Here is a 26,796-nt window from a genome sequence, read left to right on the forward strand (position 1 = left end):
AGGTGAACGGTACTGAAAACGCAACTGCTTCCGGCGAGACCCTCGCGCTCGGGGAGGTGCGACGATCTCGGTCATGAACCACGTGGTGATTCTCGGGGCAGGTTTCTCCTACGCGCTGTCGGAAGGTCGCATGCCGCTGACGGACGCGTTAGGTACTGAGATCGCGCGGCGTCTTCGGCTGGCGGGAGTCGATGTGCCCGCGTCGTTCTCGGGGGGCCGGTTCGAGACGTGGCTTTCTCGACTTGCCGAACCGCAGCCCGATCTGGACGAAGTGGCCAACGCGCGCAATCACGCGTTGTTCTTGCAGATATCGGAGCTCGTGCGTGAGGTTTTGCTCGAGGCCCAGAATGTGACGGTGCGGGACGCGCCACCGTGGGCTTTCCAGCGCTTCATCGGTGCTCTGCATGCCAGGCGTTCCACGGTCGCGACATTCAACTACGACACGCTGGTCGAGCACCTCGTCGGATCGCAGTGGCGAGTGGACTGGACTCTGAACAACGTCGTCAGGGGTCACCACACCATCCAGGATCGCCCACCAGTTCCCGAGGTTCAGACCTTCCGCGAAGGATCTGCGACGACGTTCCAGCTGCTGAAGCTTCACGGATCGGTGGACACGTTCTGGGTCTCAGGAGACACGACCGGAGCGACGATCAACCGCTTGGGCAACTCGCAGCGCTGGACTGAGGAACATGACAGCACCGAGACACGGCGTCTGCGACTGCCCGGTCGCGTGCCCTTCATCGTCCCGCCGGCGGCCGCGAAATCAGCCTTCTACGCCAACCCACTGACTCGGCAGCTATGGCGAGACGCAGCTCAGGCGCTGCACGCAGCCGACACCATCGACGTCGTGGGGTACAGCATGCCGGCCACAGATCTAGTCACGACGGGGATGCTCGCCGACACGCTCGCGAGAGGGGCGAAGTCCATACGAGTGGTGAACCCGGCTCCCGGCAGCGTCGTCGATCACTTGGTGTCCATCGGGTGCGACCGATCCAGTATCGAGGTCGTCGGCGGAGCCGACGCGATCGGTTCGTACGTTGACGCCCTGGAGGCGGCGTTCACGCCACTGGATGATCACCAAGACGATGTTCGGATGCAACTGGAGCAACGAGCGCTGCTCATGGTGGGTGTCAACCTAAACCACGGAGCAGCTGTCAGCGATGTGCGGCGCGACCCCTCGGACAACACCGTGGCCCGTGTACGTATCGAGACGCTTACGCCGCACTCGCACATCAACCGGCTAAGGACCCCGGGCGAGCACGTCAGCTCGCTCGTAGATCTTCTCGGATCGTCTCCGCCGCGCCGCATCATCGTCGAGTTCGACGGTGGCTTGGAGGCAGCGGTCGTGGAGGTCAGTACCTGGGGGGCAAGCGAAGGCCATCACGGCAACTGGTTGCGTCTGGTTCCCTCGGCCATTCCGCTTCACCTCCTTCCGGGTCGATGAGCCCGTGCTTGGCGGTACGTCGAAACGACCGCCCGTCTGCCGCCTTCAATCGGGGAGACGTGGCGGGCCTCAGGGAGCGAGGTCGCGCTTAGCCGGTCCGACGACGGACCGGCCTCGACCGCGTCACCGGCCGGTGGTGCGACAGGCGTGCTGTATTCGAACCGCACTGCCAGGCGTAGCGTGTCTGCGTGGGACACGACCCGCTAGGTGCCGATGAACCGCTGACGCCTGCAGAGCGGCAGTTCCTTCTGGACTCTGGAGCACCACCCGACTCCTTCGACCCGGCGCGCAAGGAGGCCGCTCGCGCCTCCCTACGCAGGCGCGCAGAAGAAACGCGACGCAAAGCCTCTCCAGAACTCACTGCGCATCAGGTAGCGCAGCTGCTGAGCTGCACGACCGACCAGGTGCTCGAGTGGGCGGAACAGCAGGTCTTGTATGCGGTGGGTCCTGGTCACAACGTCCGGTTCCCGGAGTGGCAGTTTCCCGACGGGCAACGGCTGCCCAAGCTGCAGCTCGTGTTGCGAGAGCTCTCCCCGGGCATGCACCCGTACAGCGTTGAAGGACTCCTCGCTGAGGCGCCTCACGAGGAGTTGGACGACATGACAGCTGTCGAGTGGCTCGCCGGTGGAGGCTCCGTAGACCCGATCGTCTCGATCGCCGTCTCGACGGCCTACGACTGACCCGGGGTCGGCCCGGGGGAATCATCGTGACGCTGGGATTAGCGGGCGGCTCCGCCTGCGCCGTCCTCATCATCGGTTTGCTCGTCGCGCACTCTCAGCAGCCAAGCCGTCGACGCACGCTGTGTGAGGGCGAGCTGGCGCAGCTCCTCCGTTGAGGCGGCCGACAGGCTCTCGTCACCGATGAAGCAGTCGAGGACGTGCACGAAGAAATCGTCCAGCTGTTTGGTGCCTAACGGCTTGAACTTCTTCGTTCGAGGAGGTGCGGACCGGTGCGCCTTGACGGCCGTGGCGCTCACCACGGCGATCTGATCCGGGGAGTAGACAAAGACGAACGACGCCGGGGTGAGTCGCAGCATGTTCTCGCACTGCTCGGCCAGCCGCGCCGAGGGCTTCGTGATGTGGATGGTGCCGCTGCGTTCGAGGCGAACCTCGTCGCCCCGCCACAACCAGTGCGAGTAGGCACCGCCCTCGTCTTCGGGAGGAGCGGGATCGAGGTGCAGACCGTCCTGGCCATCACGCTTGGACTGGGCCAAGAAGCCTTTCGACTGCCGGCGGCCCTCGACTTCGATCCTGACGACGCCCAAGACGTCAGCGCCGATGGTGTTCTCCGCGGCTCCGGGACCCAGTCCGTCGATGACGGTGAACTCGATGGTCACGCCCGGCACGCTCGCACTGCGCACTTCGATCTCTTGCACGACCCGCGACGTCATGTCGGGTTCTTGGGTTACGCGTCCTTCGACGATGCGCCGGCGAAGGCCCTCCGACGCTTCGCGGATCACATCGACGACGTCGTCCAGCACAGCCCCCGGCAGCATGTCGTGGATGCTAGCCAGTTCTGTGACCGATCGGGCGAAGTACCAAAAGTATGAAAAAGTACAAAGAAGTATCAACGGGCGTCGATGAGGTTCGGCTGCTAGCCCGGGCGAAGCCGAGTCATCAGATCCCTCAGGTCAGGAGAGGGTGCGGTGTGCCACGACACGTAGATGGGAAGCGAGGCTGCCCCGCGCGCTTCTGCTCAACACCAGGCGTAGCCCCGCTGTGATGGCGCGCAGTTAGGCGGTCATGGGCGAACATGCAGTCATTGAAGTCCTTAGGTAAAATTGTCGACGAGGTGCGTCGCAACGGCTTCGCGACCACCGACGGCGGAATCGACCGTCTCGCCTACTGGGTCCGCAAAGAAGGCTGGAGCACCGCCTTGTCACGGCCCGGGCAACGACCGATCGAGGTGCTGAAGCCGACGAAAGAGGAAGACTCCCACCAACGCTCGATCAGCGCTCGATACGGCACCGGTCGCCAACCCTTCCACAGCGACTGCGCCCACCACCGCATGCCGCCAGATGTCCTTCTGCTCTCCGTCGATGCGCCAAGCGCCGTGCCAACACTGCTCTGGGGTATGCAGTTGGCCCAGTTCTCCTGGCCGCAGCTGTGCGACATGAGAGAAGGCTTGTTCACCGTCAGGAGCGGTAGTACCGCCTTCCTAGCCCCAGCACTCGACGGAAAGCGCCTTCGCTTCGACCCCGTCTGCATGACACCCGCCGATCCTCGAGCCGCCCGAGCAAGCCTGGTCCTTACGCAGGCCGCCCAAGAGCAAGCCACGCCGTTCGAATGGGCCACAGCCGGGCAGGTCCTCGCCATCGACAACCACCAGTTCCTGCACGCCAGAGATGACGCCTCCAGTGAACCCGACCGGCTCATGAAGCGCCTCGCGATCCGGTATGCCAACGAGCCAACGTGAGCACTCCCTACGACCATGACGCACTGTTCACCAAGGCAAAGCTTTTCGTGAACCGCGCCATGGACCCCGATGACGCCCGCCCGTTCGAGGAGCAGGCGCTCTGGGCCTCCCTCGCCTTAGAGCTCCTCGCCAAAGCTGCACTTGCGCGCGTCTCGCCGCTGCTCATCGCCGAGCCGACCGAAGACGGCAGGAACCTCCTCATCGCAAGCGGCCTCGTCGAAGGCGACGCCCGCTTCACCTCGGTGCGCGCGAAGACCCTGTACTCGCGGTGTCAGAAGGCCTTCCGGCCATTCAACGAGACCGAAGCAGGCCATATCACCAACGCCCGCAACGACTACCTGCACGGAAGTACCGCCGGATTCACCAACATCCCCGAGGCGGCCTGGTGGCCCCGGTACTGGGCGCAGGCGGCCATCCTCGTCCACGCCCTCGACCTCGAGATGGCCGACCTCGTCGGGCGAGACCGCGACGACATCGTCAACGCGTACCTGGCGTCGAACGCCCAGAACCTCACCAACCGGGTGCAGATGCTGATGGAGCGTGCCAAACAACGCCTCGCCCAACACACCGCGGGCACCCTTCCCGCGCGAGTTGCCGGACAGTGGCGCCCGGGCCGTCCCGTTGACGCGGGACTAAAGCACAGCGCAGACGCGAGCTGCACCGCGTGCGGATACGTGGGCATGCTCGAGGGAGAGGAAGTGCTGAACACGGAAGTGTCGTGGGATCAGGTCGGTCCGGACGACTTCGAAGCCACCATTGAGCTCACCGTCGCGTCCGACTACTTCGGGTGCAGCAACTGCGGACTCGTCCTCGATGGAGCGGAACTCATCGAGACCGCCGACCTACCGGTCGTCTTCAACGCCCAAGGAAGTGACGAGGACATGGACTACTACGAAGGCGAGTACGGCAACGATTGAGAGGAGTCTCGTTCGCTACAGCAACACAACTCGCGCGGTTGCGGCAGGGCGTCGTCTGACTCTCAGCCGCCAAGCGGCACGTGACGCGTGCTGGCTAACGAGGCGGTACCGAGATGCCCGCGTCAAGTCCGCTGAGCTTGCCGGGGCCCGCGATTCGGTCGTAGTTCACCGCGATACCTCCGACATACTTCGAGCATGACCGATGCAGCATTCGCAGGTGCGGAGCCTGACGCAGTGCCGGTCATTGTGCGACGCCTGCGCCGCGAGTTTGCAATGACTGACTCGGGTCTCGCGGAGTTGGTCGGGGTCAGCGTCTCTCAGATGGCCGAGTTCGAGTCGGGACATGCGTTGCCTACGGCGGCTCAGCGTTTGCGCATGGTGCAGCTCATGGAGACTTCGCCGCTTGTTCCAAAGCCAACATCAGCACCGCGTAACCCGCACTCCGAACGCGGCGCACCGCTCGGACAGGCATCCGACGCAGACTCTCGCCCGACTGACGACGAGGCTGGCAAGCACGATGATCCGGAAGCGGTCCGGCTTCGCGCGAGGGTTGCGGAGCATCTGGAACAGCAGGGCTTTCGACTCCTCTCTACCGGCCTGATCGCGCCGGTCGCAAATGGCAAGGACGACCTGAGGGGGCTACACCTCGAGGCAGTGAAGGCACTGCGCAACCGCGGCAGGGCGGCACTGGCGAAGAAGGAGCCGGCGTTTATCGAGCGTCTGGCTGCCGGCATCGACGTTGCGCCGTCGCGAATCCGTCCGCGCCTGGTTCCCGTCGACACCTACCGCAGCCCCGACGCCCCTCTGTGGCGGTGGTGCAGCTTGCACTGGTCGGTGCCAGTCTCTGGGGGATACGGCCGGCGACTGCGCTTCCTTGTGGTCGACACTGCGCACAACGATGCCGTGATGGGACTCATCGGTCTCGCCGACCCGGTCTATGCCCTGAACAGCCGTGACCAGCGGATCGGTTGGAATGCAGATCAAAGAGGAGAGCGGCTCACTTCGGTGATGGACGCGTTCGTCCTCGGTGCAGTGCCGCCTTACTCGAACTTGCTGGGCGGCAAGCTGATGGCCATGATCGCCGGGTCGCGTGAGGTTCGCGAGACGTTCGCGGAACGCTACGGCCACCGCGAAACTCTCATCGCGGGCCGCGATCCACAGGCCCAGCTCGCGCTCATCACCACGTCCTCCGCCCTCGGACGTTCGTCGGTCTACAACCGTGTCCGCCGACGCGACGGAAGTCTTGTCATGCACCCGGTCGGGTTTACTCGCGGCAGCGGAGACTTCCACTTCTCGGGCGACATTTATGAAGAACTCGCCGCGTTCGCGATGCAACGCTCCGCCGGAGCAAGCCACCGGCACGAACGGTGGGGCGCTCCAGGTTTCCGCAATCGCCGCGAAGTGATCCAGAAGGCGTTGCAGGCGTTGGGGTTGCCGTCCCGAGCGATGCGCTTCCACGGGGTGCAGCGCGAAGTGTTCCTCAATCCACTCGCCCGCAACTCGTATTCGTACCTGCGCGGCGACGAGCACGACCTCGACTTCTTCGACGATGCCGCCGACGACGTAGCGGCCTTCTGGCGCGAGAGGTGGGCGTTGCCACGCAGCCAGCGTGATACGAGCTGGCTTTCCTTCGATCCGAACACCTGGCGCCTCTACACCTGACCCGCCACCGGTGTTTGGGCCGCAATAGTGGCCCGGTGGCGGCCCGCTGCTCTCTGGGCGCGATGGGTCGAGGCCGCGGCCAGCCCGCTAGCTCCCCCCTGGTTCGAAGACGGCGTGGTTGGCGTCGCGGAACTCCGCCTCGTCGGTGAAAACCTGCAAGAAGATCGGCGCTGCAGTGAAGCTCAGCGGGCTGACGGGGCCGGTGATCATGAACGGGTAGACCTTCTCGCTCAGCGAGTTCGGGTCGGGGAACGATTGGTACAGCGACAGGGATGCGTCGCGTCCCACCTCGTCGCGAAGCTTGTTCAGATCCGAACCGCTGGTCATGCCGTATCCGTAGGCACGTACGCGGAGCTGGGTGAAGATGCCGGGGTTGAGCGAGCCGATCTCCTGGGTGATGAAGGTCCAGCCGAGGCCGGTCTTTCTGGTCTCGCGGACGTAGTCCACGAGACGCGCGCTAAGGCGTTCGACCTCCTCGCCTTCGGCCTTCGCCGGGGCGAAACGGTGCGCCTCGTCAAAGACCACTGAGCAGTTGATGAGGTTGCCTCCACTTTCGCGCCATGTCCGCTCGGCCATCTGGCGGAGCTCATGGGCGATCTTGCGCATGAGGCGCGCCTTCGTCTCGGCGCTGTCCAGCCACGGCGTGCCCGATCGGCTACTCAAGTCCACAATGACGTACGGCTTGGGACTGACGTCTTGGTCGAGCACGCGATGAAGCAGCCACCGAAGACTGAGCCGCTGTCCCCGCGTCGCTTCACGCGTGAACAGGGAATGGATCGGACCGAAGTCCGCCAGGAGATGGCCGAACTCCCTCTCGTCGCTGAGCGCCAAAAGCAGGGACGTGGTGAGCCGTTCCCGCTGCGGCTTGCCCGAGAAGATGCGCTGGAGGGCCTGGTCGTCATCAGCCAACGCCTGGAGGATGGCGCGCAATACCTCATCCGCTGGCGAGTCCTCCCAGTCCTCGACGGCTTGCAGCTTGCGCTCGAGCTCGGACACGGCGGCCTCACGGTTGAGGGCCATTTTAATCGTCAGGTGCCGGAAGAACGAGGTGCCCTCTAGAAGCTCAAGCGCCAAGGGGGCGTCCTTCGGCATCTGGATGTCCTCGGCGATCGACAGGGTGTGCACGTCCCGGCCGAACTGGCGTGCGTACCCCTGCAAGTCAAGGACAAAGCCGTCGGGCTGGCGAGCGAACTGCCCCTGGGGATCGAACACCAGGACCGAGAGCTCGGGGTGCCGAAGCTGCATCGCGAGCCAGTAGGTGGCGAAGGCGGTCTTGCCGCTGCCGGAGCGTCCAAAGATGCCGACGTGGTAGGCACCGTCCGTAGCTGGCCCGGTGTAGTCACGCACGAACATCGGCAGGCGCACGTCGCTGCGGTACACGCGGCCGAGGTACACCACGTCGTCCTGGTGGCGCTGAACCAGCGCCTGGACGAGTCCCTCATCGACGCGCCGCACCGGCTGTCCGGTGGTGGGGCTCATCCCCAGGGCGCCTCCAGACTCCCGGGGGTTCTCGGCGAACGGGGGACACGCCGCGTCGGTCTCATAGACGGCCTGCACCTGCACCGTCGCGGTTCGTACGTCCCCGTCTCCGGACAGGTGCGGGAGGGCGCCGTGGACCCGCAACACGCCACGCATGTTCGGGTCCTCGTGCCACCGGTTGTGAGTGGAGATCTCCCCAACCGACCCCAGTGCAAGCATGTGTCGTCCGCCGTCGAGGGGGTGGCAGGTGTAGATCAGATCACCGAGAAGCGAGGCACCGGACGCTGACTCGACCACATCCATCGTGATCTCACCGGTCGAGGATGGAGAGCCGACGATCCCGACGACCTCGCCCTGGGAGGTGGGCGGAGCGATGCTGCGATCCGAGGCAACAGGCACGCCGAGAAGGTCCTCGACGTCCGGGTCGAAGTCGGGCTCGAGGTCGGGGTCGAGGTCGTCGCGGTAGACCGTGTCGTCGTGGTTCATCAGATTCCCTCCGTGCGGTACGAGTGCACCAAGAACTCGCTCAGTTCAGGATGCTGACGATTCAGCTGCAGCAGCGATGCGGTCTGCAGGGCCGACAGGCCGAGACCGACGCTCTTGGCCATGACGTCGGCGAGGTACTGCGGGTAGGGCTCGCGCACGAAGGGGCCGGTGATCTGACGTGCGAGCGTGGCGAAGACCAGCTGAAGCGCGGTCTCGTCGTCGGCGAGGGCCGGCTTGAGCTCGATGCGGTAGGTGGGGCTGTCGTTGGTGGGTCGCCAGTAGGTGTAGCAGAGCTCCTGGTGACGAAGAGGGTCGAGCAGCTCATCGAGGCGTCGGACCGCGCCCCACCGCTCGGCGGGCGATCCGGCACGAGCGATCAGGTGCAGTTGGCGCCATGGGTCGCCGCTGACTCGTCGCGGCCGTATGTACTCGCCGCCTTCGAGGATGAGCGAGGTGATGTATTTGTCGTCGCCGGGGATGGTCGTGCCCACGACGTCGGAGAGAGCCTTGGCGATGTCTCTGCTCGAGTCGTACTTCGGCATGGCGATGATCTTGGGGTCGTTTACGAACCATTCGAACGTGTCGAGCAGGTCGCTCTCTTCGGCGACTTCGACGGCACCTCCGCTCACGTCGGTGCTCTGCGACGAGAAGCCGCTGTTGAGTTGGATGATCGGGGTGACGTGGCTGCCGTCGTAGATGCGCACGTCATGCGTGGCGTCGGCGATCACGGACAGTTCGTGGGCGATCATCGCCGAACGAGCAAGCCGCTCGTTGTCGATGTCGTGGACGAGCACGCGGTGGAAGGAGCGGTACTGGTTGGTGTCCCACGCGGGGGTGCCGTCGGCAAACCCTTCGACGCCCACCGCTACTGCCATGGCTATGTCCACGGCCACTGTCCGCTCGACGGCGAACCCTCCGTCGACAGCGCAGACCGTCCCCGTGGCGCTGGGTCGCGTCTTGGCTATCCATCCAGCACGCTCTGCGGTTTCGCGGAGCTCGCCGCGCCGTTCCAAGGCTGGGACGAGGAGGCTGGTGACCTGTTGAGTGATGCTCGGGGTGCTTGCGAGCAGTTCCGCCAGCAGGTCCTCGGGCAGCCTGGCGTAGTTCATCTCCGGAGAGCCGGCGCTGATGCTCATGAGCTGGCCCCGGGCAGTGTCCACGTGCGGGTCGGTCGAGTGTCTTCGGCGACCAGGTGCTCTACGTCCAGACGGGTCTTGAGATGGGCGCCGGTGGTGTAGCTCCACAGGCCGTCGCGCTCGAGACGTCCGACCACGACGGCGACGCCGACGCCGATGCTCTCCGCGAAGTCCAGTGCGTCCTCTGGGCTCTTGAGTTCGGAGAGCTCCCTTGCGTGATGGGGCGGGATGAGGAGATCTTCGGCGAACTGCCTCGCTTCAGCTTCCTGCTGCTCAACCGAGGTCCCGGACGGGTCACCGGCGTCGGTTTCGATGAACACCGAGCGTCGATCGTGCAGGAGCACGTGGCCCAGTTCGTGGAAGCAGGCGTCCCAGAGCGCCGCGTCGGTCTTGCCTCGCATGCTCAGCTGCATCAAGGGACGCTGCCGGCCCGCGACCCACCGGGTGGCGCCGTACGCGCGGGCTCCCGAGATCTCCGGAACCAAGGCGACGGCCAGGCCGGCCTCTCGGCAATGGGTGAGGAAGTGCTGAATCCCGCGTCGGGTAGGAAGCGCAGTTGCGGCGCGTAGCTCGGGAAGCTTGCTTCGCAAGGCGTCGGGATCGAAAAGCGCTACGGGTGCATCCTTTTGCACTTCTACTTCGCCCAGGCGCAGCCACGCAGTGACTGCGGCGGTGTCGATCTCGTATGCGCGGGACTGGAGGAACGCTGCTGAAGGCTCGGCCCAGATACGTCGAAACGCATCGACGTTGGCCACTCCGAAGAATCGGAGCAGCTGGTCCAGCCGGTCGGTCGGGGTTTTGGGTTCGGCCGGGATTGCTCCAACTTTGACCAGATGCCGCACGGGCATGGACTTGACCCAAGCGATGTCGGACTCCACGAGGTTCCGTTCGGCCAGCTTCTGCTGAGCAGCTCGGTAGTCGGCCTCGAGCCGGAGCCACCAGCGCGCCGGGGTGGCAGTGGCGTACTCGAGGCGCTGGGCGACGTCGGAACTCAGTGACGCTTGTCCGTGCAGCACTTGGTTCACGTGCTTGGGAGTCAGCCCTGTGCGGCGCGCTAGTTCGGCTTGGCTCATCCCGAGCTCGTCGAGCCGATCACGCAACGTCTCGCCCGGCGCTACGGCGTAGTCGGGTTCAGGCGCTGCGTACAGCGTCCTGTTCTGCTTCGTCATCCGGATGGCCTCCTCTCGGCCTCTTCTTCTTCTTCTTGGCACCGCGGGCGGTGGTGGCGGTCAGTGGTAGTTCCGTACCTCGAGGACCACCACTTCGGTGACCTTGTCCCACTCAACCGGCCCGTCGCCGTCCACCAGGGGCTCCACGAGCAGGCGGTACGGCCCGTCGAGGTCGAGGGCGATCAGCCCGGCTAGGTCACCGGTCAGCGCGTGCACCCTCCCGGTGACTTGCCGGAGATCCGCCACGTTGTCGGCTACGCGAAGTTGCTGCAGGCGCAGCGCGATCCGCTTGGCCTGCTTCTCGCCGTATCTGCGCTTGAGTTGTCGGTCGTTGGCGCACGTCTCCCCGAACTTCCGGTCATCGAAGAAGACGTCCACCGGTGCAGGTTAGCATAAACCGATTCGGTGCATAACCAAATCGGTTAACGCGAGTGTGGGTCAGGTGGTGCGCGCTGAACGGTCCGGCCGACGGCAGTGGTGAGGCCATCGACGTCTGCACCTCGCCCCACTCCTGAGGGCGGCCTCTAGATAGCGTTGAGCGATGCATTCCTTGGTCTGTCGCTGAACGAGGTGGCCGAGCGCAACATCGCCAAGCTGGCTGATCGGCAGCGGCAAGGGCTGCTCGGCGGTTCCGGCGACAACCGGTGAGCTGCGCCTGATCCCGACCCGGTCGGTGCTTGCGTCTCATGGGTCGCAGAGCGAGGTCAACCCGTCAGGTGGTCGACGAGCAGGCTGACGAGACGGGCGGGGTCGGGCGACCAGGCGACAGTCCACCCAGACACTCATTGGCGGGTCAGCACCGAGAGCGGTAAGTCCATGCGCGTCGACCGTCTTGAACGACGCTTCAGCGACGAGCGCAACGCCGCCATGTTCGCGCAGGTGGACCGCGCGCGCCTCGTGACCGCTGGCCAAGACGTCGGCGTGGGATGGATTCGCAAGAACCTCTGACTTCGTCGATACGGCTCAGGGACGCCACAGGCGCTCCGAGGATGTTAAGACGTATGCGTCCTAGACGAATAGGCGCTGGATGAAGGCGTCTGAGATGGATGAAGTGTGCGCATGCCCGCCACTTCAAACAAGCAACCCATCTCCGAAGCAGCGGGCGAGTTCGGGCGTCGCGTCCGCGAACGCCGCCTGGACCTCGAACTGAGCTTGGAGTCGTTGGCTGAGCGCTCTGAGTTGCACTGGTCGTATCTCGGGCAAGTCGAGCGCGGCCAGAACAACTTGACCTTGCACAGCATCCTGCGGGTTGCCGCTTCGCTGGAGATGGATCCGGGCGCGCTCCTCAAGGGGCTATCGCCTCCCCCGCCCGAGCCCGCAACCTCTCGACGCTCGTCAAGACGGTCGAACTAGCCAGTCCCACCGTTCGGCGCGTCGATCGGCGCGGGCAGCCACTGCGGCCCCATCATGTTAGGACGTATACATCCTAACACTAGAGGTGCGGTGCCCACACCGCCTACATCGCTTGACGCGCTACACGTGCAGCTGACGCTCGACGAACCAAGTGGACTCCAAGTCGCTGCGTGGCGTGACCACTTCGCCGAATGGGGCGACCCGGGAGCGCCCTTCATCGACAGCTGCGTTGACTATCTGCACGAGCGTCGCCTCTGCTATTCGTGCGGCAGGCAGGCGGATCACCTCGTCTTGGGCGAGTTCCCTTGGGCTTGTCGAGTCTGCGATCCCGACACGGGCGCCGGCGGTGGCGCGGCCAGGCCCTCCCTGTGATTGGCTTCGAGGATTCCTCGATTGTGCGTTGCCCTCACGCACTGGTTTACGGCCCAGACCCCTCACGCTCACCTCCGCGGGTCGCGGATGCGTCGGTCCGCGTCGCGGAAGTGACCGCTGACGACCAGATCGGCGATGGCGCGACACTCGGACTGTGAGGCGTACCCGACGCTAGGACTTTGGGCCACCGTGACGCCGTCCACGATCAACTCCCAGCGCCACCGCCCCTCCTGCATGAAGATGACGCGCTTGGACCCGCCAGTCATCGGGACACCTCTATCTCGCCGCTGCCGCCCCGTCGTCGCGAGCCTAGCCTCAGCCGCCGACAGCGGCCGTTGTGCGTAGCCATCACCCCGCAAGGTGGGTAGCGTTCAGACAAGTGCGAAGGGGGATGTATGAGCGTCGACGAAGGTTCGGATCTGGTCGGCAACGAAAACGTGGCTGGGCAACCACCGCCGGGCCCTGTGCCGACACCCAACCCGGCACCCAACCCGGCACCCAACCCGGCACCCAACCCGGCACCCAACCCGGCACCGCCCGTGGACGTCGATTACGACGAAGTCAGCGTCGATCCGTGGACCGATTGTGTCCGGTGGGAGAGCCAGGGGTCCGTGTGGGTCGAGGGAACCTGTTCGCGGTGTAAGCACCGCACGTCAAGGCGGTTCGGCCCGATCATCGTGTCCCAGTCCGCTGCTGCGATCACGGCAGACGCATCCCAACAGGCCGTGATGTGTGACTGCAACAAGTCCCACAAGAACCGCGAGATAGGAACCGTTCCGGCCGGATGCGGCGCAATGTGGGAAGGATCGGAGGACGACGGCCGATGACCGCGACTCCTCCGCCCCCGGAGTCCTCGACACCTGCGCCAGTCCCGGCACCTGGTCCGGCACCTGCGGCGCAGGGCGCCCCCGCTCCTGCTCCTCCAGCCCCAGAGCCACGAAGGCGGCTGACCTCAGAAGACCGGTACTGGGCCCGCCGCGCCCTGGTTCTCAGTGAAACCAGCCTGACTGATCTCCGGGCGACAGCGGACAAGTGGCGCACTGGGCTTACCGGACTCACCGGTGTACTCACCACTGCGCTGGCTCTCGCTGCACCCTTCGTCAGCGGGGCCGTCCAAGGTGGTTTCGCGCGCTTCTTCGTCCTTGTCTTCATCGCGTGCGCCGTGGGCGCGCTTGGGTTCGGGTCGTGGCAGGCCATGACCGCAGCCTTCGGGGTTCCGAAGACAATCAAGAACAATGGCGAAGACCTGCGGATCTGGAGCGAGAACGAAGCGCGTTCGGCCTCCGAAAAGTTGGCGTCGGCCCGACTCATGACTGTGGTCGGTTTCGGCGCGCTGGTGATCGCAGCTGGAATCGGCTACGCGAATAGCGGACCAACCTCACCTCTCTACCGTGTCACGGTTGGAAGCTCCGACGAGTACTGCGGCAGTATGTCGTTCCGCGACGACGGCAAGACCGTGGTCGTGACCGGGGCCGATGGGACAACCCACACGGCCGAACTCACCGAAGTCGGGTCTGTGGAGTCGGCTGAGAAGTGTTAGCCGAGCCGCTCAGGTCTTGATCCAAGGGTCGACCTGCACATCAGGAAACTCCGGAGCCGTGGGACAGACGAATGAGCCGCCGAAGAGTTCGTCAGGCGTGAGGCCTCGGTCTGGGTCGTGAGCCTGCACGTTGAAGAAGACGAGCTGCGCCACTCGCTCGCCCGGGTAGAGAGTCAACGGCACGGTGCCGAGATTGACGAGCTCCAGGGTTAGGCAGCCCCGGTAGAGCGGGTGAACCTGTACCGCGGTCGCGGTGATGAGCCCTAGCCGGCCATATGCCGAGCGGGTGATCACCTGTGCGCCCACATCCCGCGGCAGCGCGATGTACTCCAGCGCGGCTGCCAGCACCACCTCACCTGGGTGCAGGACGAAAGGTGCTGTCAGCGGCCTCTCGACCAGACGCTGGACCGCTCGTGGGCTGCTGCCCTGTGCGGCGTTGAAACTCGAGATGCCGGTGCGCTGGAACACGATGAACCGATTGCCGAGCCGCAGATCCATGCTGGCGGCCGTCCCACCGTCCTCGATGCGTGGCGTGACGATGATCCGTCGCCAGTGGTCGGGGGCAGACATCCGCCGGCGGATCTCCTCTAGACCCAGAATCGCTCCAGATGTTGGGTCCGAAGGCCTCGGCTCTGCAAGCGAGTGATGCGTCTCGGCCGCGATGCCAGGGTGGGTTTCGAGCATCCGCAGGGTCTCGATGGACTTGAGCGCTAGGCGGTCAATCGGCACCTTCTCGTGCACCAAGCTCTCTGGCCGCGATCGCTCGATTGCTGCGAGCCAGGCAGCGTTGATGACGTCGGCGGATTCAAGCTGCACCTGCTCGTACTTGACATGCTCGACGAGGTCGGCGCCTCGCATCGAGTCCGACCGGTCCGGGCTGCCCACCGCCGGGGCGTCCGACCGGGCATCGACAGCGGCGACATCTGCCGTGCGCTCGTTGTTGTTGTTGCCGTCGTTGCCGCCACCCCCATCGGGAGCGGGCTGATTATTGGGGGTGTCTGAGAAGGAGTCCTTGGCAGCGCTGAACGGGGGGATGCCGAACCTGAGTTGCCGCAAAGCAAGAGTGACAGCAGCGCGACGGGTTTCGTCGGTGACGTCGTATCGCTCACCGGGCCAGGAGTCGACGAACCCACGGATCTGGTTCATGTTGGTCACCACGAACCGCATGAGCTGGGCGGCCCATGCCGAAGATGTCGGCTGGGGAGTGGGGGCGAGAACCTTGCGCCACGGGGCAATGACGTCCTCCATCTCAGGCGGGACGCCACCGAGGTAGTCGACCATCAGCTTGATGCGGAAGAAGCCCGGTGGGTGAGTTCCCCGCCATGCAACATAGGCGCCCACGGCGGTGAGGTAGCTGGCCATCGCCGCGACCGCGGCCGGTCCGAAACGGCGAACCATGAACAGGTCGCACACAACTTCCTCGACCCAGTCATTGGCCGTTCGAAGACACTCTTGGATCGGCAGACTGGGGTCTTCGTCTGGCGCTTCGCCGGAGTGTCTTCCGGGACCTTCGTCGTGGCCCAAATGGGGCGTTGGCGGCCGGCGCTGGACTCGAGCCTCCCGCTCTTCAATCAGGATTCGCTGGAGTTCATCGAAGTCGAAGTCCTTGATGAGGTCGAGGCGCTTCAGTAGGTAGACCGGGTCCGGAGGCGCTTCGCGACCATTCTCCGTCCCAAGGACGTCGTTGGCTTCGGTCGCCCAGGACGCGGCGAGGGTGTCGAGCTTGAGGTGGGCGACCTCGTGACCCAAGATGATGGGCCAGTGTCTGGGCGCGGTCGCCTCGTGGTGAGGACTGCGGAACACTGCTACAGGCGTGGTGTCGCGCCGCTCTGCGTCGCCAACTTCTGGATCCGGAGTGTCCTGGAAGACTTTCCTGCGCGCATCCTCGACCATCGTCTCGAGCTGGTCGGCGTTGCCGGCGGCGATGAACCCAAGCTGGTTCTCGATCTTGAGCTCGCTCATGGCGACGCTAAGGGATTCCTCGAGTGCCGAGGGAATGTCGCTGGAGTGCATGGCGGCGAACCATTGCTGGACGCTGCTTGCAGCCTCGACGACCTGCTCGGAGATGTCGCGAAGGCTCCTGGCCTGATTGCGCGGACGATCGGGCGTGCGCGCGAGGCTGGTGTCGATCCTGTGCCGAACGGCCTTGGGGTAGTCAAGAAGCTCTTGCAGCAGGTTCCATGCCACTGCGGCGGGCCGGGTTGGGTCGGTGGCCGATTCGCTCGCTTCGCCCCCGGCTCCTTCGTACTTTCCCACGAGGGACTTGAGGTCGTCTTCGAGCGTGTTGAGTCGGTCCAGGATCGCACGGCGGATCTCCAACACGCGGGCATCGAGACTCGCCAGATCCAGGTCCCCCGTCTGCGCCACTTGCCCTCCCGAAATCGGCGTGCCTGCCAGTTTGTCTGCTCACATCGCGCAGCGCGGATCACCGGCCGGCCGCCATAGCGGTGACGGTCGGCGTGCGGTGCTCGAACAGCTACTGGATCAGTGTGTTGCCGCTGGAGCTTTCGGCGAGCAGCGCCACGCGCGCAAACAGGTGGTCATACGCGCGAGCAACTTCGCGGTTCCCGTCGCAGATACGCGCGAGATCCGAGATGAGTTGTTCGATCCCGTCGTCACGCGAACCAGCCAGGAGAGAGTTCACCTCCGGGGTGACTTCTTCGTCCTCACCTTCGTCAAGCCCGAAGGACGACCAATCGCCGCCGGAGGCTGGCCCCAACGACACCAGAACGGAGTTGCTGTGAGAGGCAGAGCTGTGCGCGAGGTACTCAGCTGACAGCCAGATGAGGTCGATGAAGGTGTCGGACCCGCGGAAAGAGCGCGGGAGCGGCGCCGCCTCTCGGGGATCGCGAACATACCTACGCAGCTCGAGCTCGCCTCGTAGGGCAGCTTGAGCGGTGGCGATCACTCGCTTGTCGGCGTCGTCGGGGTCGAATCCGTCCGCGACACGTGTGACCGTCTCCCAAAGCGGACCGACTAGTCCCTGCAAAGCGCGCTCGTCACGGGTGCGTGCGACGTTTTCCCCGGCAAAGGCTCTCCAGCTCACTTCGCATCCCCCCTCGTGACAACTCCAGCGACTCTGTTCGTCTCTTCTGTTCGTGTCAGACACGCGACACGGTGTGCTACCCACAGTGATCGAGCTGGCGGGCGGCAGGCACTGCGCAAAAGAGAAGTACCCAGTTTCGGTGCCAATCGGCTCTCGAGTCCATAGGTATTCGCCTGGTCCGTTAGGACTAGTTGCAGTGCTTTGCGAGCTCGGCGGTTGCCCGCGAGTGCGCATCGAGGCAGAACGCGTGAGCACTCAGCTTGCGTTGCCACTGCTTCTCCTCTCGAGTAGTAGATAGTGACAGCGTCCTACAACCCACCGACTTTCGTGGGACCTTTGTGGCGCGCCGCGCAGCGCATCGTGCAGGTCAGAGCGCTGGAACTGACGCTCGCGAACGCCGCCGAGCCGCGTAGACTGGGTGAGTTTCATCCGACATATGTGGAGGACGTCTTGGCTGACAGCGTGCGACGCCTCCGTTCTGCGCATCGCGGAGAACCGACTCCTCGGTTGATCTGCAAGCGACCGGCATGCGCTGAGCCCGTTGAACGGACGGGTGGACGTCCGGCCCTGTTCTGCAGCGCAAGCTGTCAGTCCACCTATCAGCGTGAGCGCGACGAGGTGAGGCGCCAACTGCGCGAGCTGCACCGACTTGCTGCTCAGTACGAGGTCCGACTCGACGGATCCAGCGCCGTGCCGCAAAGCGACGTCGGACCGCGAGACTCCGGTAGACGGGCGATCCGCAACCCCGGTGCGTCAGTTGGCGGCGCCGACCAGGCTCAGCAGATCCTGGTCGAGCTGCTTCATTCGATTCAGCTCGCACTCATCGAGCCGCCTACCGGAACAGCGACGCCTATTTGGGACGAGTTGGTGGCAGCGCGAGACCTGGCCTATGCCCGCCTGGCCGCTCTGAGTCGGCATGGCGAGAGCTCGCCGCAGTCCGACGTGTGAAGCACGCCTGTTCGTGGACCCGCCAGATCACGTCAAACCGCGCAGCCGGCGGTTCGAGTCATGGGCTGGTAGAGCAGGCGGTCTGGCGGAGCAACTTCGTCGCATCATCGTTGAGTCTCTCGTCGGGACGCAGACGCACCACTCGGCCGTCGCGATAGGTGGCCGCAAATACGGCTGCGTCGCGGAAAGGAACCTCGGCTGCCAGGCAGATCGCCGCCCCCAGGTAGATGGTTCCTTCTTGCTTGCGTAGGTCGGAAACGGCCGTGGAACTGTCCCACGTCCCATCGAAGGTCGGCTCTGTGTCGACGATCCCTACTCGCGAGTACCCGTAGGTGCCGCTACGAGGATCGGGGTTATAGACGGCGTAGCCCACGAGCGATGCCCCTTCAGCCCGGGCGGATAGCTTCACGAGCGGGCCGCTGTCGCGCGAAGGTGTGAACTCCAGTTCGTCCGGCGCGGGTAGGCCGCCGTACTTGCTCTCACAGTCAGCGTCGGGTTTCGGGGCGAGACGCGCGACGGGGGATTGGTCGCGGATTTTTGAAGACGACACCACGTGGTCTCGGCCATGGACGATGTACCAACGCGTGTCTTCCAGACCGCTGAGCTTCTCCACAACGGGCTCGCCGATGCAGAAGCCGTCGAAGCCGAGCGTGCATGAACCGCCGTAACGATCGACGTTCGGGAACCCAGTTCCGGCACCATCCCGTGCGTTCACCCCGGGGGCGACAGTCTGACCCAGAAAGCGGGCTTTGAGGACCGGTGCGCCCGCACAGGCTGGCGCTGCAGCGTCGTACGGCGTGGCGGGAAACATGACCTGAATGGCTGCAACGGCTGCAGTCGGCAGTGCGACGGCCGCGGCGGCGAAGGCCAGTGCCGGCGAGGAGCCCGACGTCGATGACGTAGAGTCGCTCGACGAGCTCGAGTTTGAGACCCAAATCCATGCCGCGAGCAGGAGCACAGAACTCACTACAGACGCTGTGGCCAGGTTTGCGTAGAACTCCGCTCGGGGCCCGAACAACACCTCGCGGGAGAAGAGCTGGTACCGAGCAAGCAGCGCGGTCGTAACAAGCACGATCGCGATGACAACAGCGCCGGCTCGCCGGCGGCGTGCTGCCTTCTTGCGCTTCCAGTCTTGTTGAGCCATCACGCCCCTCGTTGCGTTAGAAGAGTCGAACTCGGCCGGGCGTCCGGCGAGGTCGTGGCCTCAACCGGTCGGCAGGGTTGCTGACAGCTCACGCGCCAGCCAGCAACGTTTGCAACTCGTCGGGGGGTAGGAATGTCAGCCGTTGTGCGTCCTCGATCGAGATCGTGTCGCGATGCTCTTGCAGTAGTGCGCGAGCGCGTGCGTGCTCTCGATCCCACTCGGCCATCTCGAGGCGCTGGGCTGCCGTGACCACTCGCTCGACCAGAACGTTATCCACCCACTGTCCCTTCACAGATCTAGCCGGGAGCGCCCAGACCGCGATTGCCGCCATCTTGTCATGAACTTCTTGACGCAATGGGTGGCCTTCTCAGGTCACGTGCTACGTCCTAGCCACCTCCCGAAGGCGCGGCCGTGTCGCCGCCTCCACAGGCTGGCCGAGAGGGCTACCAGTCATTGCGCACGCTCACTAGCCTGCTTGTCATGTCCGAGTGGGTGACACAAGTCGAGGCCGCAGCGATCCTCGGGGTCCACCCCAGTCTGACTCCGAAGATGCTCCGTCGGGGCGACCTTGCATCGCGTCCTCGCCATCCGTCGCTGCTTCGAGCGCAGGTAGTGGCCCTTGCTGCGGAACGGCGATCCAGGGCTGCTGCGAGGATGGATAAGAAGGCGGAAGGCCGTCGGGCCCCAAGGCCTCCAGATGATGAGCACGTCTGGCTGCCTCTTCAACCGGCAGCCGTGATCATGGGTTGCTCCGCGATAGCGCTCGGCGCCCGCGCAAGACGGCATCGGGTTCCCTCGGTTGTGTCCGACGGCCGCCACTGGTTCCGACTCGACCACTTAGAGCTGCAGTTGCGGGCGAAGGCGGCGACACGCCGGCGGGGTTGAGACGAATACGTCCCATCACGAACTACGTTTGTCGCGTGCTCCAGTGATGGGCGCGTCCCTTACTTGGCGGTGAGGGGACTTCGCGAACGAGGGGTCGCCGCGGGGCGGCCCCTCGTTCGCGCTCTGCCCGCGAAGACGAGCACGGCGCTCGTCCGGCGTGGCTGTGCCTACGGTGCGCCCGGAAGCCAGTCCGCACCGGACGGGGCGCGCGCGTCGGACTCACGTCGCCCCGTCCTTGGGACGATCCGGTCACCTCAATCTCTGGGGTGGGCAAGACGATGGCAAAGGCTGCCTGCGCGCGAAGTGAGTGGTAGTCAGTCACGTGGGACGAGCCGAGCTCATTCGTAACTCTTGCGGTTGGCTTCCAACAAAAATATCAAAGTCGCATCTAACTTCTACGGGCCGCATCACGGGACCCGTCGGTGGGCTTACGCCTCGGCCGCGAACCCGGCATTGCTCACGCTCGCGTATGGGCCATAAGAGGGGCGAAGGTGAGCACCTGGTCGCCGCCGGAAGTTCACGGCGGCGAGATGGTGCATGAACTCTGGCCTCCCGCACACAGCGTGCGTATGTCCCAGTCCTTGCTGTTTCGTCGTTGCCGGTTACCGCGGCGAGTTTGCGCATGGTGCCGGTCGTGAACTCAGCCAGCGACGCCGAACGGACCCTCCTGCGGGCCGCGAGCAGCCGCGCCCGAAAGAGCTACACCCGAGGGCCACAGGTCGACGCCCAGGCCGGCTTCGAGACGGGCAATCGTCCTGAGGTCAGGCCAGGTAGTTCCGTTCAGGATCGCGGAGACGGTGGAGTAGTCGACGCGGCTGATGCGACCGGTCTCTCGGGCGGAGCGACCATCCATTGCTTCCCTCAGTCGGATGGCCAGGATACGCGCGACTTCGACGGTCGCGTCGGAGGCAGCTTCGTCGGGCCAGCCGTCGACCAGGTGGGAGGGCGACCTCCGTCGGGTACGCGCCATGACCCCAGCGTAGGTCGGCACCTGACGCTCGTCGGATGCTCGAAGGACTTAAACGTCCAAGACGTATACCTCGCAAAATCGCTCACCGCGGGCCATGATGGTCGAAATCAACACGCGACTCCTGAGGGTGAGCCCGTCGTCGCGTCGCCTGCCGAGGTCGCTGTGAACGATGCCATCGCCGATTACCGGCCACGCGACATGTCGGCCGATGCGTGGGCGGTTATCGGACCGTACGTCCGAGCGGCCGTGACTCGGTGCGAAGGCAAGACGCCGCACAAGGCGCAGATCATGTTGGGGACTACTGCCGGGTTGGCGTACTGGTGCTGGAAGATCGCCGGCATCCCCTTGGAGGATCGCTACGCCTTTAGGCACGACATCATCACCTCCTACACCAACCACCTCTTTGCGCGCGGCGAGTTCACCAACGCGACGGTGGCCACCTACCGCTCCACGTTGATGCGGATGGCCGACGTGCTCATGGGAGCGGAGTCCACGACCTACCGGCTGCCACCGCTCCGTACGAACAAGCCGGTCGCTCCCTTCGACTGGGACCAGCAGATCGCACTGCGTAGTTGGGCTGCCGGGCAGGCGACCAATGCTCGGCGCATCGGGTGCACCACGCTACTTGCCGGCTGCACGGGTGCCGGGTTGTCCGCCACCGAGCTCCTCGAGCTGACCGCGGCTGACGTCCATCCAGACCGGTTGGGCGTGGTGTTGGACATCAAGGGCCGGCGCCCGCGAAAGGTGCCGGTCCTCGCTGAATGGGAGACCGTGCTTGCGGAAATCGCTCGGGCGTCGTGGAAGCCTGAGCAGTGGATTTTCCTGCCCGGCCGTACGACGTGCGACGTCAATCAGGTGCATCGCCTGATCCGGCGCAGCAACGACAAGCCCTTCCCGATCAACGCCCAGCGGCTGCGCAGCACGTGGATAGTGACCCAGTTGATCGCCGGCGTGCCGGTTCAGGCGATTCTCGACGCCTCCGGCATCGAGACCCTCAGCGGTCTGGGCCGGTTCCTCGAGTTCGCACCCGGCGTCGACCCCGGGGAAGCGCGCGCGGCGTTGACGCAGCGTGCCCGGGCCGAGGGTTGCATGGCGCCCAGTGCCTCGAGGGCCGCGCCGTACAAGGGGCGACGTTGATGAACATCAGCGAGAACAAGCGCCGCCACCTGGCAATGCTCCTCGACGTCCAACGGCGCGACGACGGCACCACCCACAAGGGCCTTCTCGACCACCAGCTCGTCGAGGGCATGAACGAGCTCGTCGAACTGACCGGCATCCCGGAGCAGGTGGCGAAGTGGCGCGAGCCCGCCAGAGGCTTGGGTGGTCGGCCGTCGGTGTACGGGGAAGACCGTGACCGGTTCCTGTTCGTCATCATGCTGTGCCTGCTTCGCATCGGCGACAGCCCGCAGCTCATCGAGATCGCTGATGTCATATGCAACCGCCTCGCTGCGCGCACACGCGCCCTGCTCGGGCTGCCGGTGGACAACGGGCGTGCCAGCAAGACCGCGGTCTACCACCGCGTCCTGCGCGCGTGGCACCGGTTCACCGACGTCTGCGACCCGTTCCCTGGGGCCACCCACATGCGCAAGACCCGCGCCGAGGTCGAACAAATCGTCGCCAGGTACGACCCGGAACTGGTGAAGCTGAAGAAGGCCAGGCTGAACTGGATCCAGAACGCCCTCCTGGAGGCCACCTGGAACCTCCTTGATGAGGAGACACGTGCCGACTGGAGCGGCAACATCGTCATGGACTCCACGCCCATCTTCGTATGGGGCAAGAACGGCCACAACTCGCAGAAGAAGAAGCCCACCGACCGGATGAGTCCCGAGTTCATGGTCGACTGGCACTTCATGCACAACGACCCCATGGCGTGGGCGTACAGCCTCCACATCGCCGCCACCGGGCCCGACCCTTACCGCGAGTGCCGGCACCCTGTTCTGGCCATCGCCGCGTCCATGAACACGCACGCCAAAGAGGTCGGCAAGGAGTTCGCCGGTCTGCTCCACTCGATCGTGGACCGCGGACACCAGCCCAACTACGCCATCGCGGACCGCGGCATCCTCGGGCACGCCCTCGCCAAGGACCTCAACCGGCCCCTCATCGAGTTGGGCTACAAACCCGTCATGGACTACAAGAAGTCCACGAAGAAGCACGAAGGCAGCATCCAGGGCACCCAGCGCGGCGCCATCTACGTCGACGGCACCCCGTTCTGCCCCTCCACCCCGACCGAACTCGTCGAGGCGCGCGCCGACTACGAGCGCACCGGTGACTGGCAGACCCTGCGCGACCGCATCGCCCGACGCTCGCTCTACCGCTTCCGGAAGAAGGGCGGCGACGCATGGTTCTGCCCGGCCATGGGCGGCAGCGCCACCGCCGTGTGCCCGGCACGTCCCGAGGGTCCGCTGTCACTCGGGATGCCCACCATCCGCGAGCACGCGGTTGTCCTCGGCCCGCCGCCCGCGGACGAGCGTCCCGACTGCTGCACCGGCGGTCAGGTCAGCCTGCCCGCCGCTGGCACCGCCGCCGAGAAGTACCTGCAGCCGCTGCTCTACAAGTCTCAAAAGTGGGAAGACCACTACGACACCCGCACGCTCATCGAGGGCTACAACGGCTACATCAAGACGCCGAAGAAGGAACGGACCGCCGACGCCTCCCAGCGCCGCGTGCGCGGATTCGCCGCCAACGCCCTCGTCGCCGTCCTGTGCCTGACGGCCGCTAACATCCGCAAGATCGAGCGGTTTTACAAGGACGGCGAGTCGCCCGTCGGCGAGCCCAGGCCGAAGCCGACCAAGAACGGCTACACCCGTCCACCGGCTTGGGTGCGAGCTGGCAAGCGCCATCCGCACAACAAGCAGGCGCCGCCAGGTGTCGGGCTACCGGATCAACCCGTTCCCGACGCTGCCTGAAGAAGCTTCGCCCGCGCCGCGTTCAGCATCGAGCTGGACGCGGCGCAAGCGTGCCCGGACACACTCGAAACTGCTCCGCTGAATGGGTCGGCGTGCGCCAGGACGCATCCTCAGCCGGGGGCAAGGCGCCGACGCAGCAGATCGCGTGGCAAGAAGCCACCCCAGGCCTGCTTGGAGAGGGTTTCGCAACTATGCGATGGGTAGTTCCACTACTACCCCATTGGAGCGGATGACGAGACTCGAACTCGCGACATCGACCTTGGGAAGGTCGCGCTCTACCAACTGAGCTACATCCGCATGCCGTCCGGGGACGGCGGGCCGAACGATACCGGACCGGGGCTACCGGACGCTCGACAGGCTCGGGTGCTTCGGGGTGACCGTGTCGCCCGAGGAGCGGCCGGTGATCCGGCGGTGGACCCAGGGGACGAGGAACTCGCGGGTCCACTGGGCGTTCGCGCGCCACTGCTGGCGGCGGTCGAGCACGGGCAGGGGGCCGACCTCGACGGGCTCGAGGCCGTGCTCGACGCCGATGGCCTCGAGGACCGCGTGCGCCATGTGGGTGTGGCCGAAGGAGTTGAGGTGCATCCGGTCGGTGTCCATGACGCCGGCGATCTCGATGTCGCGCATCCGCCACATGTCGACGATGGTGGCGCCGTGGCGGTCGGCGATCTCGCGCACCCACTCGTTGAAGATCGCCATCCGGCCGCGGACGGGGCCGTAGATCCCGCCGCCGCCCGGGTCGAAGATCGTGAACATGACCACGCGTGCACCGGTCGCCGCGAGCCGCGCGATCGCGGCGTCGTACGTCACGGCGAGGGCGTCGAGGTCCACCCGCGGGCGGAGCACGTCGTTGCCGCCGCCGTGGATCGTGACGAGGTCGGGCTCCAGTGCGATCGCGGCGTCGACCTGCTCGGCCACGATGGGGCCGAGCTTGCGGCCCCGGATCGCGAGGTTGGCGTAGCCGAAGTCGTCGGTCTGCTGCGCCAGGACCTCGGCGACGCGGTCGGCCCAGCCGCGCAGCCCGTTGGGGCGGGAGGGGTCGGGGTCGCCGACGCCCTCGGTGAACGAGTCGCCCAGGGCGACGTAGCGGTGGAAGGTCACCGGATCATTGTGCGACCCCCTCCACAGCGCCCGACGGGTGGCCTAGGTTGGCCGCGTGCTGCTCTCTGACCGCGACATCACCGCTGAGATCGACGCCGGCCGGATCGCCCTCGATCCATGGGACCCCGCGATGATGCAGCCCTCCAGCATCGACGTACGCCTCGACCGGTTCTTCCGGGTCTTCGAGAACCACCGCTACCCCGACATCGACCCGATGGCCGACCAGTCCGACCTGACGCGCGAGGTCGAGCCGGAGGGCGACGAGCCGTTCATCCTGCACCCGGGGGAGTTCGTGCTGGGGTCGACGTACGAGGTCGTGAGCCTGCCCGACGACATCGCCGCGCGGGTGGAGGGGAAGTCGTCGCTGGGCCGCCTCGGGCTGCTCACCCACGCGACGGCCGGCTTCGTCGACCCGGGCTTCTCCGGCCATGTCACGCTCGAGCTGGCCAACGTCGCGACCCTGCCGATCAAGCTCTACCCGGGCATGAAGATCGGCCAGTTCTGCTTCTTCCGGCTCTCGTCGCCGAGCGAGCACCCCTACGGCTCGGAGAAGTACGGCTCGCGCTACCAAGGACAGCGCGGCCCCACGCCCAGCCGTTCGTTCCAGAACTTCCACCGCACGCAGATCTGACGTCGCGCCCGGTCCGCATCGTGGATCAGGGCACACCCGTGTTCCCATCTCCGGGACAAGTGTGGTTAGGCTGGCCTAAGTTAGGTCAGCCTCACCCACCCCTGCACCGGAGACATGATGAAGCGAACGCTCGCCGCGCCCACGGCATTCAAGATGGCCGCGGCCACCCTGCTGGTCGCCGCCCTCACGGGCTGCAGCACCGGTTCCACCGACTCGTCGGCCAGCGAGAGCGAGCCCACGGCCACCACCAGTGCGGACGCCGACGCGTTCCCGGTCACCATCGAGCACGCGCTCGGTGAGACCACGATCGAGTCCGAGCCGACCCGCGTCGTCGCGGTCGGCTACGCCGAGGCCGACTACCCGCTGTCCCTGGGCGTCGTGCCCGTCGGGGCCGACAAGATCGAGTACGCCGGCAACGCGAACTCCTCGTCCGACTGGTTCGACGAGGCCCTGGGCGAGATCGAGGGTGCCGAGCAGCCCACGCGCTTCAGCACCGCCGACGGCGTGCCGGTCGACAAGATCGTCAAGCTGCAGCCCGACCTGGTGACCGCGACCCAGTCCGGCATCACCCAGGAGGAGTACGACCAGCTGACCGAGGCCGGCATCCCGGTCGTCGCCTACCCCGAGGCGCCGTACAACACCACCTGGCAGGAGTCGCTGGAGATGGTCGGCCAGGCGCTCGGCCGCTCCGAGCTCGCCGAGGAGGTCAAGGCCGAGACCGAGCAGGTCATCGCCGACACCGCGGCCGAGTTCCCGCAGCTCGAGGGCAAGACCTTCACCTACGCCGGCCCGAACGCCGACCCGTCGTCGTTCTACGTCTACACCGTGATGGACAACCGCCCCCGCCTGCTGGTCGAGCTCGGCATGAAGAACTCGCCTCTGGTCGAGGAGCGCAGCGAGCCGGGCCAGTTCCTGTTCAACATCTCCTCCGAGCGCACCGCCCAGCTCGACGCCGACGTCTTCCTCACCTACGCCACCTCGGAGGCCAACGTGAAGGAGCTCGCGGAGAACCCGCTGGTCCAGCAGATCCCGGCCGTCGCCGACAACCGCTGGTACGCCCAGGTCGACCCCATCGAGTCCATCGGCCTCTCGGCCCCCTCGCCGCTGTCGATCCCGGTCGCCATGGACATGTTCATCCCGAAGGTCGCCGCGGCGGTCGACGGCGACGGCTCCACGCCCTGATCGCGCGCCG

Annotated in this window: 24 protein-coding genes and 1 tRNA gene; 13 read left to right on the plus strand and 12 right to left on the minus strand. The window is 65.6% G+C overall.

The window, feature by feature from the left end; translation table 11 throughout:
- The first annotated feature begins 73 nt into the window (after positions 1-73).
- Both ACE3QY_RS15820 and ACE3QY_RS15825 read left to right on the plus strand, forming a co-directional pair.
- On the plus strand, positions 74-1,444 hold the full coding sequence (locus tag ACE3QY_RS15820) for a hypothetical protein (protein ID WP_374457002.1): 1,371 nt from the start codon (positions 74-76) through the stop codon (positions 1,442-1,444).
- Positions 1,445-1,632: 188 nt separating this feature from the next.
- A complete protein-coding gene (locus tag ACE3QY_RS15825; RefSeq protein WP_374457003.1) occupies positions 1,633-2,124 on the plus strand; it encodes a hypothetical protein in 492 nt (163 codons plus the stop codon).
- Between the two features lie 38 nt (positions 2,125-2,162).
- On the opposite strand, the gene ACE3QY_RS15830 is transcribed toward ACE3QY_RS15825, so the two are convergent.
- The gene (locus ACE3QY_RS15830) at positions 2,163-2,939 is read right to left on the minus strand and encodes a hypothetical protein (RefSeq protein ID WP_374457004.1); all 777 of its coding nucleotides are present in this window, start codon (positions 2,937-2,939) and stop codon (positions 2,163-2,165) included.
- A 257-nt stretch (positions 2,940-3,196) separates the two neighbouring features.
- Here ACE3QY_RS15830 and ACE3QY_RS15835 point away from each other — a divergent pair, with 257 nt between their 5' ends.
- From ACE3QY_RS15835 to ACE3QY_RS15845, 3 genes are all read left to right on the plus strand, one after another.
- Complete coding sequence (locus ACE3QY_RS15835; RefSeq protein WP_374457005.1) at positions 3,197-3,859, plus strand: hypothetical protein; 663 nt, start codon at positions 3,197-3,199, stop codon at positions 3,857-3,859.
- Positions 3,856-4,776: a hypothetical protein gene (locus tag ACE3QY_RS15840; protein WP_374457006.1), complete on the plus strand. Its 921-nt coding sequence runs from the start codon at positions 3,856-3,858 to the stop codon at positions 4,774-4,776. Before ACE3QY_RS15835 ends, ACE3QY_RS15840 begins: the two co-directional genes overlap by 4 nt.
- Before the next feature lie 195 nt (positions 4,777-4,971).
- A complete protein-coding gene (locus ACE3QY_RS15845; RefSeq protein WP_374457007.1) occupies positions 4,972-6,438 on the plus strand; it encodes a Druantia anti-phage system protein DruA in 1,467 nt (488 codons plus the stop codon).
- 87 nt (positions 6,439-6,525) lie between these two features.
- Here ACE3QY_RS15845 and ACE3QY_RS15850 read toward each other — a convergent pair whose 3' ends face one another.
- Genes ACE3QY_RS15850 through ACE3QY_RS15865 form a run of 4 tightly spaced genes read right to left on the minus strand, consistent with a single transcriptional unit; the run spans position 6,526 to position 11,086 of the window.
- Entirely contained in the window at positions 6,526-8,403 is a 1,878-nt protein-coding gene (locus tag ACE3QY_RS15850) for an ATP-binding protein (RefSeq protein WP_374457008.1), read from the minus strand.
- Complete coding sequence (locus ACE3QY_RS15855) at positions 8,403-9,539, minus strand: hypothetical protein (RefSeq protein WP_374457009.1); 1,137 nt, start codon at positions 9,537-9,539, stop codon at positions 8,403-8,405. The genes ACE3QY_RS15850 and ACE3QY_RS15855 overlap by 1 nt, the downstream gene beginning before the upstream one ends.
- Complete coding sequence (locus ACE3QY_RS15860; protein WP_374457010.1) at positions 9,536-10,708, minus strand: HigA family addiction module antitoxin; 1,173 nt, start codon at positions 10,706-10,708, stop codon at positions 9,536-9,538. The genes ACE3QY_RS15855 and ACE3QY_RS15860 overlap by 4 nt, the downstream gene beginning before the upstream one ends.
- 60 nt (positions 10,709-10,768) lie before the next feature.
- A complete protein-coding gene (locus ACE3QY_RS15865; RefSeq protein WP_374457011.1) occupies positions 10,769-11,086 on the minus strand; it encodes a hypothetical protein in 318 nt (105 codons plus the stop codon).
- Between the two features lie 438 nt (positions 11,087-11,524).
- Between ACE3QY_RS15865 and ACE3QY_RS15870 the strand changes: the two genes are divergently transcribed.
- The 3 genes from ACE3QY_RS15870 (at position 11,525) to ACE3QY_RS15880 (ending at position 13,973) form a co-directional block, all read left to right on the plus strand.
- Positions 11,525-11,656 (plus strand): hypothetical protein, encoded by a 132-nt coding sequence (locus ACE3QY_RS15870; RefSeq protein WP_374457012.1) that lies wholly within the window; start codon positions 11,525-11,527, stop codon positions 11,654-11,656.
- A 111-nt stretch (positions 11,657-11,767) separates the two neighbouring features.
- Positions 11,768-12,061 carry a helix-turn-helix domain-containing protein gene (locus ACE3QY_RS15875; protein WP_374457013.1) on the plus strand — a complete coding sequence of 98 codons (294 nt, stop codon included), beginning with the start codon at positions 11,768-11,770 and terminating at the stop codon, positions 12,059-12,061.
- A 1,567-nt stretch (positions 12,062-13,628) separates the two neighbouring features.
- Positions 13,629-13,973, plus strand: a complete 345-nt coding sequence (locus tag ACE3QY_RS15880; protein ID WP_374457014.1) for a hypothetical protein — start codon at positions 13,629-13,631, stop codon at positions 13,971-13,973.
- Between the two features lie 9 nt (positions 13,974-13,982).
- Here ACE3QY_RS15880 and dcd (ACE3QY_RS15885) read toward each other — a convergent pair whose 3' ends face one another.
- Positions 13,983-16,340, minus strand: coding sequence for a dCTP deaminase (dcd, locus tag ACE3QY_RS15885; RefSeq protein WP_374457015.1), 2,358 nt, complete (start codon positions 16,338-16,340; stop codon positions 13,983-13,985).
- A 109-nt stretch (positions 16,341-16,449) separates the two neighbouring features.
- Positions 16,450-17,019, minus strand: a complete 570-nt coding sequence (locus ACE3QY_RS15890; RefSeq protein WP_374457016.1) for a hypothetical protein — start codon at positions 17,017-17,019, stop codon at positions 16,450-16,452.
- Positions 17,020-17,316: 297 nt separating this feature from the next.
- On the opposite strand from ACE3QY_RS15890, the gene ACE3QY_RS15895 reads away from it, so the two are divergent.
- A complete protein-coding gene (locus ACE3QY_RS15895; protein ID WP_374457017.1) occupies positions 17,317-17,967 on the plus strand; it encodes a hypothetical protein in 651 nt (216 codons plus the stop codon).
- Positions 17,968-18,025: 58 nt separating this feature from the next.
- Here ACE3QY_RS15895 and ACE3QY_RS15900 read toward each other — a convergent pair whose 3' ends face one another.
- From ACE3QY_RS15900 to ACE3QY_RS15910, 3 genes are all read right to left on the minus strand, one after another.
- Entirely contained in the window at positions 18,026-19,111 is a 1,086-nt protein-coding gene (locus tag ACE3QY_RS15900; protein WP_374457018.1) for a hypothetical protein, read from the minus strand.
- An 88-nt stretch (positions 19,112-19,199) separates the two neighbouring features.
- On the minus strand, positions 19,200-19,388 hold the full coding sequence (locus ACE3QY_RS15905) for a hypothetical protein (protein ID WP_374457019.1): 189 nt from the start codon (positions 19,386-19,388) through the stop codon (positions 19,200-19,202).
- A 1,248-nt stretch (positions 19,389-20,636) separates the two neighbouring features.
- Positions 20,637-20,966 carry a helix-turn-helix domain-containing protein gene (locus tag ACE3QY_RS15910; RefSeq protein ID WP_374457020.1) on the minus strand — a complete coding sequence of 110 codons (330 nt, stop codon included), beginning with the start codon at positions 20,964-20,966 and terminating at the stop codon, positions 20,637-20,639.
- A 162-nt stretch (positions 20,967-21,128) separates the two neighbouring features.
- Here ACE3QY_RS15910 and ACE3QY_RS15915 point away from each other — a divergent pair, with 162 nt between their 5' ends.
- Together ACE3QY_RS15915 and ACE3QY_RS15920 are read left to right on the plus strand one after the other, a co-directional pair.
- Positions 21,129-22,103 (plus strand): hypothetical protein, encoded by a 975-nt coding sequence (locus tag ACE3QY_RS15915; protein ID WP_374457021.1) that lies wholly within the window; start codon positions 21,129-21,131, stop codon positions 22,101-22,103.
- Positions 22,103-23,872, plus strand: coding sequence for a hypothetical protein (locus ACE3QY_RS15920; protein WP_374457022.1), 1,770 nt, complete (start codon positions 22,103-22,105; stop codon positions 23,870-23,872). The genes ACE3QY_RS15915 and ACE3QY_RS15920 overlap by 1 nt, the downstream gene beginning before the upstream one ends.
- Before the next feature lie 221 nt (positions 23,873-24,093).
- Here ACE3QY_RS15920 and ACE3QY_RS15925 read toward each other — a convergent pair.
- Positions 24,094-24,169 (minus strand) — tRNA-Gly (locus tag ACE3QY_RS15925).
- A 42-nt stretch (positions 24,170-24,211) separates the two neighbouring features.
- Entirely contained in the window at positions 24,212-24,973 is a 762-nt protein-coding gene (locus ACE3QY_RS15930) for an SGNH/GDSL hydrolase family protein (RefSeq protein ID WP_374457023.1), read from the minus strand.
- A 55-nt stretch (positions 24,974-25,028) separates the two neighbouring features.
- Between ACE3QY_RS15930 and dcd (ACE3QY_RS15935) the strand changes: the two genes are divergently transcribed.
- Positions 25,029-25,604: a dCTP deaminase gene (gene dcd, locus ACE3QY_RS15935; RefSeq protein ID WP_374457024.1), complete on the plus strand. Its 576-nt coding sequence runs from the start codon at positions 25,029-25,031 to the stop codon at positions 25,602-25,604.
- 114 nt (positions 25,605-25,718) lie between these two features.
- Positions 25,719-26,786 carry an iron-siderophore ABC transporter substrate-binding protein gene (locus ACE3QY_RS15940; RefSeq protein WP_374457025.1) on the plus strand — a complete coding sequence of 356 codons (1,068 nt, stop codon included), beginning with the start codon at positions 25,719-25,721 and terminating at the stop codon, positions 26,784-26,786.
- Positions 26,787-26,796 lie beyond the last annotated feature (10 nt).

This window comes from Nocardioides sp. (genome assembly GCF_041913365.1).
Lineage (GTDB): Bacteria > Actinomycetota > Actinomycetes > Propionibacteriales > Nocardioidaceae > Nocardioides.

What these genes read in the sequence shown, in the direction of transcription:
- ACE3QY_RS15820 (WP_374457002.1), top strand. Translation starts at nt 74, where the DNA reads ATGAACCACGTGGTGATTCTCGGGGCAGGTTTCTCCTACGCGCTGTCG.
- ACE3QY_RS15830 (WP_374457004.1), bottom strand. Translation starts at nt 2,939, where the DNA reads ATGCTGCCGGGGGCTGTGCTGGACGACGTCGTCGATGTGATCCGCGAA.
- ACE3QY_RS15835 (WP_374457005.1), top strand. Translation starts at nt 3,197, where the DNA reads ATGCAGTCATTGAAGTCCTTAGGTAAAATTGTCGACGAGGTGCGTCGC.
- ACE3QY_RS15845 (WP_374457007.1), top strand. Translation starts at nt 4,972, where the DNA reads ATGACCGATGCAGCATTCGCAGGTGCGGAGCCTGACGCAGTGCCGGTC.
- ACE3QY_RS15850 (WP_374457008.1), bottom strand. Translation starts at nt 8,403, where the DNA reads ATGAACCACGACGACACGGTCTACCGCGACGACCTCGACCCCGACCTC.
- ACE3QY_RS15855 (WP_374457009.1), bottom strand. Translation starts at nt 9,539, where the DNA reads ATGAGCATCAGCGCCGGCTCTCCGGAGATGAACTACGCCAGGCTGCCC.
- ACE3QY_RS15860 (WP_374457010.1), bottom strand. Translation starts at nt 10,708, where the DNA reads ATGACGAAGCAGAACAGGACGCTGTACGCAGCGCCTGAACCCGACTAC.
- ACE3QY_RS15870 (WP_374457012.1), top strand. Translation starts at nt 11,525, where the DNA reads ATGCGCGTCGACCGTCTTGAACGACGCTTCAGCGACGAGCGCAACGCC.
- ACE3QY_RS15875 (WP_374457013.1), top strand. Translation starts at nt 11,768, where the DNA reads ATGCCCGCCACTTCAAACAAGCAACCCATCTCCGAAGCAGCGGGCGAG.
- ACE3QY_RS15880 (WP_374457014.1), top strand. Translation starts at nt 13,629, where the DNA reads ATGACCGCAGCCTTCGGGGTTCCGAAGACAATCAAGAACAATGGCGAA.
- ACE3QY_RS15900 (WP_374457018.1), bottom strand. Translation starts at nt 19,111, where the DNA reads ATGGCTCAACAAGACTGGAAGCGCAAGAAGGCAGCACGCCGCCGGCGA.
- ACE3QY_RS15910 (WP_374457020.1), bottom strand. Translation starts at nt 20,966, where the DNA reads ATGGCGCGTACCCGACGGAGGTCGCCCTCCCACCTGGTCGACGGCTGG.
- ACE3QY_RS15920 (WP_374457022.1), top strand. Translation starts at nt 22,103, where the DNA reads ATGAACATCAGCGAGAACAAGCGCCGCCACCTGGCAATGCTCCTCGAC.
- ACE3QY_RS15940 (WP_374457025.1), top strand. Translation starts at nt 25,719, where the DNA reads ATGATGAAGCGAACGCTCGCCGCGCCCACGGCATTCAAGATGGCCGCG.